The organism is Pseudoalteromonas sp. PAR1 (assembly GCF_947311895.1).
Lineage (GTDB): Bacteria > Pseudomonadota > Gammaproteobacteria > Enterobacterales > Alteromonadaceae > Pseudoalteromonas > Pseudoalteromonas lipolytica_C.
The window spans coordinates 122,336-134,486 of sequence record NZ_CAMZMY010000002.1 but is presented as its reverse complement, the minus strand read 5'-3'; the positions used below and the strand labels follow the sequence as shown (position 1 = coordinate 134,486).

The 12,151-nt window shown below is 42.9% G+C and carries 9 protein-coding genes; 7 read left to right on the top strand and 2 right to left on the bottom strand.

The features are described from left to right. Positions 1–3 precede the first annotated feature (3 nt). From lpxB to QL229_RS02060, 6 genes are all read left to right on the top strand, one after another. A complete protein-coding gene (lpxB, locus tag QL229_RS02085) occupies positions 4–1,161 on the top strand; it encodes a lipid-A-disaccharide synthase (protein ID WP_138558143.1) in 1,158 nt (385 codons plus the stop codon). Further along, complete coding sequence (rnhB, locus tag QL229_RS02080) at positions 1,151–1,756, top strand: ribonuclease HII (RefSeq protein WP_199525896.1); 606 nt, start codon at positions 1,151–1,153, stop codon at positions 1,754–1,756. The genes lpxB and rnhB overlap by 11 nt, the downstream gene beginning before the upstream one ends. Further along, complete coding sequence (gene dnaE / locus QL229_RS02075; protein ID WP_138558141.1) at positions 1,756–5,247, top strand: DNA polymerase III subunit alpha; 3,492 nt, start codon at positions 1,756–1,758, stop codon at positions 5,245–5,247. Before rnhB ends, dnaE begins: the two co-directional genes overlap by 1 nt. 16 nt (positions 5,248–5,263) lie before the next feature. Further along, positions 5,264–6,220, top strand: coding sequence for an acetyl-CoA carboxylase carboxyl transferase subunit alpha (gene accA / locus QL229_RS02070; protein WP_135924025.1), 957 nt, complete (start codon positions 5,264–5,266; stop codon positions 6,218–6,220). 91 nt (positions 6,221–6,311) lie between these two features. Beyond that, positions 6,312–7,622, top strand: coding sequence for a tRNA lysidine(34) synthetase TilS (tilS, locus tag QL229_RS02065; protein ID WP_135924026.1), 1,311 nt, complete (start codon positions 6,312–6,314; stop codon positions 7,620–7,622). Then, positions 7,615–7,959 carry a hypothetical protein gene (locus QL229_RS02060; RefSeq protein WP_135924027.1) on the top strand — a complete coding sequence of 115 codons (345 nt, stop codon included), beginning with the start codon at positions 7,615–7,617 and terminating at the stop codon, positions 7,957–7,959. Before tilS ends, QL229_RS02060 begins: the two co-directional genes overlap by 8 nt. 25 nt (positions 7,960–7,984) lie before the next feature. Here QL229_RS02060 and QL229_RS02055 read toward each other — a convergent pair whose 3' ends face one another. Beyond that, on the bottom strand, positions 7,985–8,881 hold the full coding sequence (locus QL229_RS02055; RefSeq protein WP_135924028.1) for a GGDEF domain-containing protein: 897 nt from the start codon (positions 8,879–8,881) through the stop codon (positions 7,985–7,987). Between the two features lie 139 nt (positions 8,882–9,020). Between QL229_RS02055 and QL229_RS02050 the strand changes: the two genes are divergently transcribed. After that, on the top strand, positions 9,021–10,994 hold the full coding sequence (locus tag QL229_RS02050; protein WP_135924029.1) for a monovalent cation:proton antiporter family protein: 1,974 nt from the start codon (positions 9,021–9,023) through the stop codon (positions 10,992–10,994). On the opposite strand, the gene QL229_RS02045 is transcribed toward QL229_RS02050, so the two are convergent. After that, positions 10,995–12,140 carry a patatin-like phospholipase family protein gene (locus tag QL229_RS02045; RefSeq protein WP_135924030.1) on the bottom strand — a complete coding sequence of 382 codons (1,146 nt, stop codon included), beginning with the start codon at positions 12,138–12,140 and terminating at the stop codon, positions 10,995–10,997. Between the last annotated feature and the right edge of the window lie 11 nt (positions 12,141–12,151).

Sequence of the window (12,151 nt, the reverse complement as noted above, 5' to 3'; positions counted from 1 at the left end):
CGAATGAAAGAACATACAAAGCCGTTACGTATTGCCTTGGTGGCAGGTGAGTTATCAGGTGATATTTTAGGTGAAGGGTTAATAAAAGCACTTAAACGCCGTTTTCCTGATGCTATTTTTGAGGGGATTGCGGGCCCGCGTATGCAAGCGGCTGGTTGCAATACATTATTCGATATGGACGAATTATCAGTGATGGGCTTAGTCGAAGTGCTTGGCCGATTACCGCGTCTACTCAAAATACGCAAACAATTGGTGCAGCATTTTATCGACAACCCACCGGATGTATTTATTGGCATTGATGCGCCTGATTTTAATTTACGTGTTGAAAAACCGTTAAAAGATGCAGGTATCAAAACGATTCAATATGTTAGTCCATCAGTGTGGGCGTGGCGCGAAAAACGTATACATAAAATCAGTGCGGCTACTAATTTAGTGCTGGCACTATTGCCATTTGAAAAAGCTTTTTACGATAAACACAATGTACCTTGTACATTTGTGGGTCACACATTAGCTGATGATATTGCGCTTGAGCACGACCAAACCGAAGCGCGTAACCAGCTTGGTTTATCACAAACAGATAAAGTACTTGCTTTGTTACCAGGTAGCCGGGGTTCTGAAGTAGGGCTTTTAAGCGAAACCTATATTCAAACAGCAGCGAAATTACAGGCGCAAAATCCTGATCTTAAAATTGTAGTGCCGTTAGTCAATGAAAAACGAAAAGCACAGTTTTGTGAGATTTTAGAAAGAACAGCCCCTGATTTAAAACTGCAATTATTGGATGGTCAATCAAACCTTGCAATGCAAGCTGCTGATGCCATTTTACTTGCCTCAGGTACCGCAACGCTTGAAGGCATGCTGTATAAAAAGCCGATGGTCGTGGGCTACAAAATTAAGCCACTGAGTTATTGGATTTTTAAAACACTATTCACTTTTAACATTAAATATTTTTCGTTGCCTAATTTATTAGCCGATGAAGAACTTGTTCCAGAATACTTACAAACTGAGTGTAATGTTGAAAACTTATCAGCTGCGCTAACACCTATGTTGAATACGGATAACAGCGAATTAAAAGCGCGCTTTTTAGCTATTCATAAAGACATAAGATTAAATGCCAACGAACAAGCTGCAGCTGCAGTCGCGGAGTTACTAAATGCAAATTGAACGACCGAATGTTAATTATATAGCAGGTGTAGATGAAGTTGGCCGTGGCCCATTAGTGGGTGATGTTGTTACCGCTGCGGTAATACTTGATCCGAATAAGCCAATAGCAGGTTTAGCTGATTCTAAAAAGTTAACAGATAAAAAACGCCAATTATTAGCGATAGAAATAAAAGAAAAAGCTCTGTGCTATGCCATTGGCCGTTGCAGCCCAACTGAAATTGACGAGTTAAATATTCTTCATGCCACTATGCTTGCAATGAGCCGTGCGGTTGAAGGCTTAAGTGTAAAGCCTGAGTTTGTTTTTATTGATGGTAATCGTGTGCCTAGCCAGTTAACTGTGCCAGCACAGGCGGTAGTAAAAGGTGACAGCCTCGTTGAAGAGATTTCTGCGGCATCTATTTTAGCGAAAGTTGCCCGTGACGAAGAAATGATTGAGCTTGATAAGCGTTATCCTGACTATGGCTTTGCAGGTCATAAAGGCTATCCAACTAAAGCGCACTTTGCGGCACTCGAACAATACGGGGCAATTGCAGAGCATCGTAAGAGCTTTAAACCTGTTCAGCGCATTTTGGCGTTGAAAGGAGAGCAATTGTAATGCCTGCGCCGCAATTTGTTCACTTACGTGTTCACTCAGATTTCTCAATGGTGGACGGCCTTGCTAAAACCAAGCCGATTGTAGCTAAAGCTGAAGAGTTGCAAATGCCAGCGCTGGCAATCACTGACCAGATGAACTTATGTGGTTTGGTGCGATTTTATGGTGCGGCGCATGGCGCTGGGATTAAGCCTATTGTTGGTGCTGACTTTTGGTTAAGAAGCCCTGAATTTGAGGATGAACCAAGTCGCATTACCATCTTAGCGAAAGATAACGAAGGCTATAAAAACCTTACCTTATTGATCTCTAAAGCGTACCAGCGTGGGCATTTATTTCATCGCCCTGTGGTTGATCGCGAATGGTTGGTAGAGAATAAAAATGGCCTGATTTTATTATCAGGCGCTAAAGATGGCGACTTAGGTAAAGCCCTACTAAAAGGCAACCCTGGTCTTATTGAGTCTGTGGTTAGCTTTTATAAGCAGCACTTTAGCGATCATTATTATATTGAGCTTATTCGTACTGAACGCCCCCTAGAAGAAGATTATCTGCATCTGGCTGTTGAGCTTGCCGCAAAAGAGCAGTTACCAGTGGTAGCAACGAATGAAGTGGTGTTTTTAAAACCAGAAAACTTTGAAGCCCACGAAATCCGAGTGGCAATCCATGACGGATATACCCTAGAAGATAAACGCAGACCAAAACGTTTTTCTGAGCAGCAATATCTAAAAACAGCGGAGCAAATGGCTGAGCTATTTAGCGATATTCCAGAAGCGTTAGAAAACACCGTAGAAATTGCCAAGCGCTGTAATGTAACCGTGCAGCTAGGAACTTACTTCTTACCTGATTACCCAACCGGTTCACTGAAAATTGAAGACTTCTTGGTTAAAGTCTCTGAAGATGGTCTTGAAGAGCGTTTACAGTTTTTATTCCCTGATGAGCAAGAGCGTAAAGAAAAACGGGGTGAGTATGATGAGCGTCTGAAAATAGAGCTCGACGTAATCAACCAAATGGGTTTCCCGGGTTACTTCTTGATCGTAATGGAGTTCATTCAGTGGAGTAAAGATAACAATATTCCAGTAGGTCCAGGACGTGGTTCGGGTGCCGGTTCACTGGTTGCTTATGCTTTGAAGATTACCGATCTTGATCCGCTAGAGTTTGACCTACTCTTCGAACGTTTCTTGAACCCTGAGCGTATTTCAATGCCCGATTTCGACGTCGACTTCTGTATGGATAGGCGCGATGAGGTAATTGACCACGTAGCGGCGCTTTATGGCCGTGACGCGGTATCTCAGATCATCACCTTTGGTACCATGGCTGCAAAAGCGGTTATCCGTGACGTAGGCCGTGTACTTGGTCACCCTTACGGCTTTGTTGATCGTATTTCAAAATTAGTACCGGGCGATCCGGGCATGACCTTGGCTAAAGCGTTTGATGTAGAGCCTCGTTTACAAGAAGCCTACGACGGTGATGAAGAGGTAAAAGAGCTTATCGATATGTGTCGCATCCTCGAAGGGTGTACACGTAACGCCGGTAAACACGCTGGTGGTGTTGTAATATCACCAACCACTATCACTGACTTTGCGGCCCTTTATTGTGATGATGAAGGTAAATTCCCGGTTACTCAATTTGATAAAAACGACGTTGAGACGGCGGGCCTAGTTAAGTTTGACTTCTTAGGTTTAAGAACGCTTACCATCTTGCAGTGGGCGCTTGATATGACCAATGAGCGCCTAGCCCGCGAGGGTAAAGAGCCGGTTGATATTAACGCCATTCCACTTGATGACAAGCCAAGTATTGAGTTATTGCTACGCGCCGAAACCACCGCGGTATTCCAGCTCGAATCTCGTGGTATGAAAGATCTTATTCGTCGTCTAAAGCCCGACTGCTTCGAAGATATGATCGCACTGGTGGCACTGTTCCGCCCAGGTCCATTGCAATCAGGCATGGTAGATAACTTTATCGACCGTAAGCACGGCCGAGAAGAAATATCTTACCCAGACGTTCAGTGGCAACATGAAAGCCTAAAGCCTATTCTTGAGCCGACCTACGGTATCATTCTTTATCAAGAACAAGTAATGCAAATTGCGCAGGTACTTGCCGGTTATACCCTTGGTGGCGCTGACATGCTTCGTCGTGCAATGGGTAAGAAAAAGCCTGAAGAGATGGCAAAGCAACGTTCGACTTTTGAAGAAGGCGCTATAAATAATGGCGTTGACGGCGAACTTGCAATGAAAATCTTCGACTTGGTAGAGAAATTCGCGGGTTATGGTTTTAACAAATCGCACTCTGCTGCTTATGCACTGGTATCGTATCAAACCCTGTGGATGAAGACCCATTATCCAGCTGAGTTTATGGCGGCAGTAATGTCGGCGGATATGGATAACACCGATAAAATTGTTACCTTGGTTGATGAATGTGAAAACATGAAACTGACCTTGTTACCACCTGATGTAAATGCCGGTGAGTACAAGTTTACTGTTAATCTAAAAGGTGAGATTGTTTATGGCATTGGTGCCATTAAAGGCGTGGGTGAAGCACCGGTTGAAGCTATTTTAGAAGCTCGAAGTGAAGGCGGCCCGTTTAAAGACTTATTTGATTTTTGTGCCAGAGTTGACTTAAAACGCTTAAACAAACGCGTGGTCGAAAAACTTATCTATGCAGGCGCACTCGATCAACTTGGTCCAGATAAAACCCAGCCAGGTCGTGCGACCTTATTAGCGAGCTTAAAAGATGCCATGCGAGCAGCTGATCAACATCATAAAGCAGAGTCATTAGGGCAAGCAGATTTGTTTGGTTTATTGGCTACTGAACCAGACGAAGTTGAACAGGCGTTTATCAAAGCGACAGACTTAACTGATAAGCAATGGCTAGACGGTGAAAAAGAGACCTTAGGGCTTTACTTAACTGGCCATCCAATTAACCAGTACCGTAAAGAACTAAAGCATTACACCTCGGGAAGGCTAGTAGACTTGCAGCCCACAAATCGTGATGTGCAGTCAACAGCGGCTGGCCTTGTTATCAATGCCCGAACCCTGATAAATAAAAAGGGAAATCGTTGGGGTCTTATAACTTTAGATGACAAGAGTGCCCGTATTGATGTACGCTTATTCCCAGAACAGTTTGAAATGTACCAAGATATGCTGCAAGTTAACAATATCTTGGTAATATCCGGACAGGTCAGCTTTGATAACTTCTCTGGTGGCATTACAATGACTGCTAGAGACATATGCACCATTGCCGAAGCGCGAGAAAAACGTATAAAAGCGATTAAAATGACGCTGAATATGGTGCAGATCGAGGCAAACTTCTTCGATAATTTACAAAAAGTACTTGAACCTTATAAGTTTGGTACATGTCCTATTAAAGTATTCTATCAACGTCCGGATGCGTTGGCTGAGATTACCTTAGGGACTGAATGGTGTGTTACGCCTAGTGATGACTTAATTCATAAGTTGTCATTGATGGCGGCGCAAGATGTAGAACTAGAATTTAATTAATTAGGTAGTTTAGAGCATGAGCCTCAATTATCTTGATTTTGAGCTTCCAATCGCAGAATTAGAAGCAAAAATTGAAGAATTACAAAATGTAAGCCGCGCTGGCGAATTAGACCTTGGATTAGAAGAGGAAGTCAGTCGATTAAAAGAAAAAAGTGCTGAAATGAAAGAGAAAATTTTCTCTGAATTAGGTGCTTGGCAGGTTTCTCAGTTAGCCCGTCATCCGTTGCGTCCTTATACTCGTGATTACATCGAGCGCATTTTCACGGAATTTGACGAACTAGCAGGCGACCGTACCTTCGCTAACGACCCAGCTATATTAGGTGGTATTGCACGTTTTGAAGGTCAACCTGTAATGGTTATCGGCCAACAAAAAGGTCGTGACACGGCTGAAAAAATCAAACGCAACTTTGGTATGCCAAAGCCAGAAGGTTACCGTAAAGCATTACGCTTAATGGAAATGGCTGAGCGCTTTAAAATGCCAATTATGACATTTATCGACACACCAGGGGCATACCCAGGTGTTGGTGCTGAAGAGCGTGGTCAAAGTGAGGCTATCGCACGCAATCTTAAAGTAATGGCTGCGTTAAAAGTACCAACGATCTGTACTGTAATTGGTGAAGGTGGTTCAGGTGGTGCACTTGCAATTGGTGTGGGTGACCGCGTTAACATGTTGCAATACAGCACTTACTCTGTGATCTCGCCAGAAGGTTGTGCATCAATCTTATGGAAAAGCGCAGATAAAGCACCATTAGCTGCAGAAGCAATGGGTGTAACCGCAGCGCGCGTTAAAGAGCTTGATTTAATCAACAATGTGATTGAAGAGCCTTTAGGTGGTGCGCACCGCAATTACGATGCGATGGCACGTAATCTTAAAAACCAACTTAAACGCGACCTAGCTGAATTACAAGGCCTTTCACTTGATGAAATGCTTGATCAGCGTTACAAACGTTTAATGTCGTTTGGTTATTGCTAAACACTGCTTAAAATTGAAAAAAGCCGCTTTTGCGGCTTTTTTTGTTTTATAATGCTGATAACACAGACGCTTGTATACTCATTGGTTTTTAATGCAAACATCAGATTTATATCACCATTTTTTAGCTCAATTACGGCCGTTGCTGAACGCTGAACACAGCTGCTTTAGTGTTGCCTTATCAGGCGGTGTTGACTCTGTTGTGTTGTTACATTTAATGAACCAAGTTCAAAAGCAGCTCCCAGAGCTTAAGCTTGAAGCTGTGTATGTTAATCATGGTTTGAGTAAGTATGCCGATGAGTGGCAAGGATTTTGTAAGTCACTATGTGAAGAGCTCGGTGTAGCATTTAAAGCGGTGCGCGTTGAAATCCAAGAGCGCTCGCGCACTTCACTCGAGGCACAAGCGCGAGAGGCAAGATACCAAGCTCTTGACGAAAACTGCGTGGCAGGCAGTGTAATACTGCTTGGTCAGCACTTAAATGACCAACTCGAAACCTTCTTGTTGCGGCTTAAACGCGGCTCAGGCCTGCAAGGCTTAGCATCAATGCCACAAACGCGGTTATTAGCGTCTGGGCGAGTATGTTTTAGACCGCTGATTAATATCACACGTGAGCAAATTGAACAGTTTGCCATTAAATTTGCCATTACCCATATCACTGATGATTCAAATGTTGATGAGCGCTTTGACCGCAATTTTTTACGTCATCAAGTTTTGCCTATTTTAATGGATCGTTTTCAAGGGTTTGAAAAAAGTGCAGCGCGCAGTATTCGGCTGTTACAACAACAGCAATCGCTGCTCGATGAATATACGCAAAGTGACCTTGCACATTGCCAAAATTCACAGGGTGGTTTAAGCTGTGTTGCAATTGCGGAGTTTAGTAAGCCCAGACAAGCAAATCTTGTGCGTGCGTGGCTAAATCAGTTTACCCATCAACTACCTTCAGAAAATCAGCTACAGCAAATTATTGAGCAAGGTTTAACGGCACAAGCAGATGCGCAGCTAAAAATTTGTTTGCAAAGCGGCGATGTTCGTCGTCATCAGCAACATTGGTACTTTGTGACTGAGCAGGCAATACCACAGGCAATGGATATTAACTTACAGCCTATAGAGCTCACTGATGGCCGTAAACTTATCGTTAAGCAGGGGAAGGGCATCAGAAAGCCTTTAAAAAATGAGCAAGTAAGCGTTGAATTTAATAAGCCGCAAGCACGTATAAAACCCTTAAAAAAGCCTGGCTCAAACACCTTAAAACATTGGTTTAAAGATGCCAAAGTGGCCCCTTGGTTACGTGCGCAAACACCACTTATTTTTTATAACGATCAACTCGTGCAAGTAGTGGGCTATTTCACTAGCGCTGAGCACAGTGTTGATGAAGGAATTTTTTGGGAGATATTCTATGAGTGAACAACCACATGTTGGTTTATCACTAGTTAATAAGGCACCACTAGGTTTGGTGTTGTCACTGTTAGTTGCTGTTATTGCTGGTTTTGTTTATACAGACTTGAGCTTACTGACACTACTTTATGCCTTAGCTGGCGGCCTGTTGTGTTCAGTATTGCTACTAGGATATTGGTCAGGTAAAGGTGGTATATTCTTTATTTTAGGCGTACTTACGCCATTGGCCTTAGTGATGGTATCACCCCTTACCACCATGGCTGCATTGCTCTACTTGTTAAGCGGCTTTTTTGCTGGCTTTTGGCTGGTATTACTTTGCTATAAGTTTAAAGTTAAAAAAGCCTAGCGGGGGATGCTAGGCTTTCTGTTAATTAAAAAGCTCTGGCGCAGTTTCTTCCTGCTGCTTTAGCTTTGTACAGACCTTTATCTGCACGGGCAAATACATCATTTTCGCAATCTTGGTTAGTTGCTAAAGTATAACCAATACTTGAAGTTACGCGGTATTGTGTCATCAAGTTAGACTTTTTCACCAGCCGCATAATTCGTTCTGCAACTACTTTGTTAGTTGTGAATTCTGGGTCGTCAATTAATAGTGCAAACTCGTCGCCACCAAAGCGAAAAATTGAGTCTGTTCCTCTAACACTACTGCATAGTACTTCTGAGAACTCTTGTAAAACATCATCACCAATTTTATGACCGAAACTATCGTTCACTTGTTTGAAATTATCTAAATCAAGCAACATTAGGCTAAATGGTCGGTTTTGGCGACGACAACGTTCAAGCTTTTGCGCCAAACTGTCATTAAATTGACTTCGGTTATTTAAGCCTGTTAGGGCATCTTTCGTTGCCAAACGTAATACGCGGTTATACATAATGGCATTACGAAGTGGATAAACCAGCGCACTGTGTAACTGTTCTAATTTAGCTTCTATGCCTTTACCCATTGGGAATTGGCTAAAGTAAATTAATTGCCCTAAACGCTCACTTTCGATATCTAAATCAAAAGAGTAAGGCGTTTGAGATGTATCACTCCCTGCACTCTGAGACACGCCGAGTGAAGACTGGAACTGTAATCCCGATAAATTAATCAGTTGTTTTGCATGATTAGCAAAAATCGTCAGTATATTCTCAATTGAAAGTGTGGTTTGCAGCTTAGCAATTAAGTCATGTGGATTATTTGTTTCATTTATTCGGTAATGCTCTGCCGAAAACGGCAGAAATTCGCCTCGCGCAGACACTCGCTGCGTCAAAATATGGACATTTTCCATTAAAATTCTCCCCCCGGAGTGTTTAGTTACTCCTACTTAGCGAGATTTGTGCCACTTTTTTAAACTGGCTGAAAAACAAATGGTTGCTATAGTTAAAGAAGGCTACAGCTTTATCATCAAGTAGAAGGGAGTTTATTGCTTGCAAAATGTGCTGATTCAAGTGTTTGGCTTGCTAGTTGCTGCCGTATTATTTGTTTGGTTCTTCAAACGAATTGGCTTACCACCTATTCTTGCGTACCTGGCAACTGGGGTGTTGGCGGGGAGTCACGGTATTGGCTGGATGGCGCAAAGCCATGAAATGCACTTTGTGGCTGAGCTAGGTATTGTGTTTTTATTATTTAGTTTAGGTCTAGAGTTTTCGTTACCCCGTTTAAGGGCTATGCGTAATATCGTATTCGGCCTTGGCTCATTACAAGTGGTTGTCACCAGCATTGTGTTTATGCTGATTTTGTTGCTGCTTGATTACAGCTTACTAAATAGTTTTACCATTGCCAGCTTAATGGCGCTATCTTCAACCGCAGTGGTTGTAAAGCTACTTAAAGAATCTGGAGAGCTTAACCAACGACGAGGCCAACTTGCCATTGGCGTATTGCTATTCCAAGACATCGCGGTTGTGCCATTACTTATTGTTTATCCACTGCTAGCACAAAGCGGCTCAGAGGAAATTGTAGGCGCATTGGCGTTTGCACTCACTAAAGGCGCATTGGTTTGTGTTTTACTCTTTGCTATAGGTAAGTGGATACTCCCCAAGGTATTTAGCGAAATCGCATTAGTGAGAACCGATGAGCTATTTATGTTAACCACGCTATTGGTTGCATTATTCGCAGCTGGGCTTACATACTTGTTTGGCCTATCAATGGCATTAGGCGCTTTTTTAGCAGGGATGATGTTAGGAGAAAGTCATTACCGTCACCAGCTAGAGGCGGATATTCGGCCATTTCGCGATATTTTAATGGGGCTGTTCTTTGTCACAGTCGGTATGCAGCTTGATGTACTTTATGTGCTTAGTAGTTGGTATTGGATCATCACTGTACTGGTTGGCTTGTTGCTCTTTAAAATAGCGGTGTTATCGATTGCTGCTCAAGTAATGGGTGAGCGTAAGCAAGATGCTGTTTCTGCGGGGATCATGCTTTGGCAAATGGGGGAGTTTGGTTTTGTACTTATTGCCCTTGCTTCGCAGCACCTTTTAATCAGTGCAGAGCAAGCATCGTTTTTAATTGCAGTAGGGGTGCTATCGATGGCACTCACGCCTTATCTTATCGAAAAAACACCGTTAATTATTAAAAAACTCGGCCTTTTAAGTCAAACCGGGCAACATTGGCAGCAACCCGCTGCGAGTAGTCCGTTGTACCATAACCATGTTGTGATCTGTGGGTTTTCACGGGTTGGACAAACCATCGCGCGGTTTTTAAAGCCCGAGGCAATTGAGTACGTAGCAGTAGAGAGTAATCCAATCTTATTGCAAGAAGCAAAAGCCGCTGGCGAGCCTGTTATATTTGGTCATGTAAATCAAAAAGATATTTTAAAGTCAGCTGGGGTAGAGCGAGCAAGGCTAGTGATCATTACCTTTACCGACTTTGAGCAAACACAAATAGTGGTTGATGCCATCAAGCAAATCGCTCCCAAGGTCAAGATTCTTGTGCGTATGCGTGATGATAGTGAGCTCGAAACACTAAAAGAACTGGGTGTGACAGAAGTGGTGCCCGAAACCCTTGAGGCAAGCTTGATGCTAGTTTCTCATGTTCTTTATATGTCGGGAGTGCCTATGACTCGCATTATCCGCAGAGTAAGTAAAGAACGTCGTAACCGCTACCAATTTTTAAATGGCTTTTTTACCGGCGACAAGCTCGATGGAGAAGAAGCAAGTTCAGACCGCTTAGAATATTTGCATGTTATTGCTTTACCCGAGCGAGCTTATGCTGTGAACCAAAAAATCAGCGAATTAAAACTTGAACAGCGCCGTGTATCTGTAAGGGCACTTCGTAGGCAAGACCGTGAAATTGACGCTCCATCATCGCAAACTATTTTACTGGCTGGCGACATTTTAGTGCTACAAGGTAAACCACGCCGAGTAGAGCGAGTAGAGCGGTTTTTGCTGGATGGTTTGGAGTAGCTAATCCAGCTCTAAGAATTTACGAATTTCAGGGAGTTTATTAAGGCCATCTTGGTAGCCAATCTCGATGAGCTTTTGTGTGTAACGCTTCTCAAACAATAAGTAGCTGGTTAAGCTTGATTGCGAGCGTTTTTTTACCCCGATAAGACGTAATAACACTTTAATCGCCATTGGCATATCGTCATAAAACTGTGCGGCAATCACATTAAAGTTCTGTGAGGGGTTAATCACACAGGTTTCGATTTGCTTTAATTCTTGATGTTTGTCGCGAGCAGGTAACAGGCTCAAGGTTCGGTTGATACGTTGTAAACGCTCTAAATCAGACTGCAAGGTATCGGTAAATACACTGTCGAGTAAGTGACCCGCAATATTTGAAAGTCCTGGGTAATGTGGTTGATAGCCCGGAGGATGTGGTGCTTTTGGTTCGTCTACACCAATGATAAAAATTTTCTCAGCGCCTAAATGCACAGAAGGGCTCAAGGGCGATAGCTGGTGGATTGAGCCATCACCAAAATAATGGTTATGTACATTCACACTTGGAAAAACCATAGGAATGGCACTTGATGCCATTAAATGCTCTACATTTATACGTGTTGCTTGTCCCTCGCGCTTTGCTCGGCGCCAAGGCTTTTGAGTAAGCGACTGAAAAAACGCCACAGAGTCACCCGTGGTATAACTAGAAGCAGTAATAGACACAGCATCTAAATAATTTTTATGCAGATTTCGCTCAATACGTGATAAATCGAGTATTTCATTGAGCAGTTTTCTCAGCGGCTTGTTATTCAATAAGCTCGCTGGTGGGTGGTTTATATGCTCTGACTGGAAGCTTGTTAGCATATTGCGCAGAATATGCAGAAAAACACTGATAAAGTCGCTTTTATAAACTTGTGAAGTAGAAAAGTTCTTCCATACCCATTCTAGTTTTTTGCTCGCTAAATGAGCACAAGAAGCATAACATGCTAATGCAGCGGAATTAATTGCGCCTGCTGATGTCCCATTAATTATAGTAAACGGTAAAGGGGCAGTACGCGGCATGCTTTGAGTAACTGCTTTTAGCACGCCCACTTGATAAGCAGCACGAGCACCACCACCTGTAAGTAGTAAGGCGACTTTTGAATGCTGTGTTTTTTTTAACTTAGTACCCATATTTGCATTTA

What these genes read in the sequence shown, in the direction of transcription:
- lpxB (WP_138558143.1), top strand. Translation starts at nt 4, where the DNA reads ATGAAAGAACATACAAAGCCGTTACGTATTGCCTTGGTGGCAGGTGAG.
- rnhB (WP_199525896.1), top strand. Translation starts at nt 1,151, where the DNA reads ATGCAAATTGAACGACCGAATGTTAATTATATAGCAGGTGTAGATGAA.
- dnaE (WP_138558141.1), top strand. Translation starts at nt 1,756, where the DNA reads ATGCCTGCGCCGCAATTTGTTCACTTACGTGTTCACTCAGATTTCTCA.
- accA (WP_135924025.1), top strand. Translation starts at nt 5,264, where the DNA reads ATGAGCCTCAATTATCTTGATTTTGAGCTTCCAATCGCAGAATTAGAA.
- tilS (WP_135924026.1), top strand. Translation starts at nt 6,312, where the DNA reads ATGCAAACATCAGATTTATATCACCATTTTTTAGCTCAATTACGGCCG.
- QL229_RS02060 (WP_135924027.1), top strand. Translation starts at nt 7,615, where the DNA reads ATGAGTGAACAACCACATGTTGGTTTATCACTAGTTAATAAGGCACCA.
- QL229_RS02055 (WP_135924028.1), bottom strand. Translation starts at nt 8,881, where the DNA reads ATGGAAAATGTCCATATTTTGACGCAGCGAGTGTCTGCGCGAGGCGAA.
- QL229_RS02045 (WP_135924030.1), bottom strand. Translation starts at nt 12,140, where the DNA reads ATGGGTACTAAGTTAAAAAAAACACAGCATTCAAAAGTCGCCTTACTA.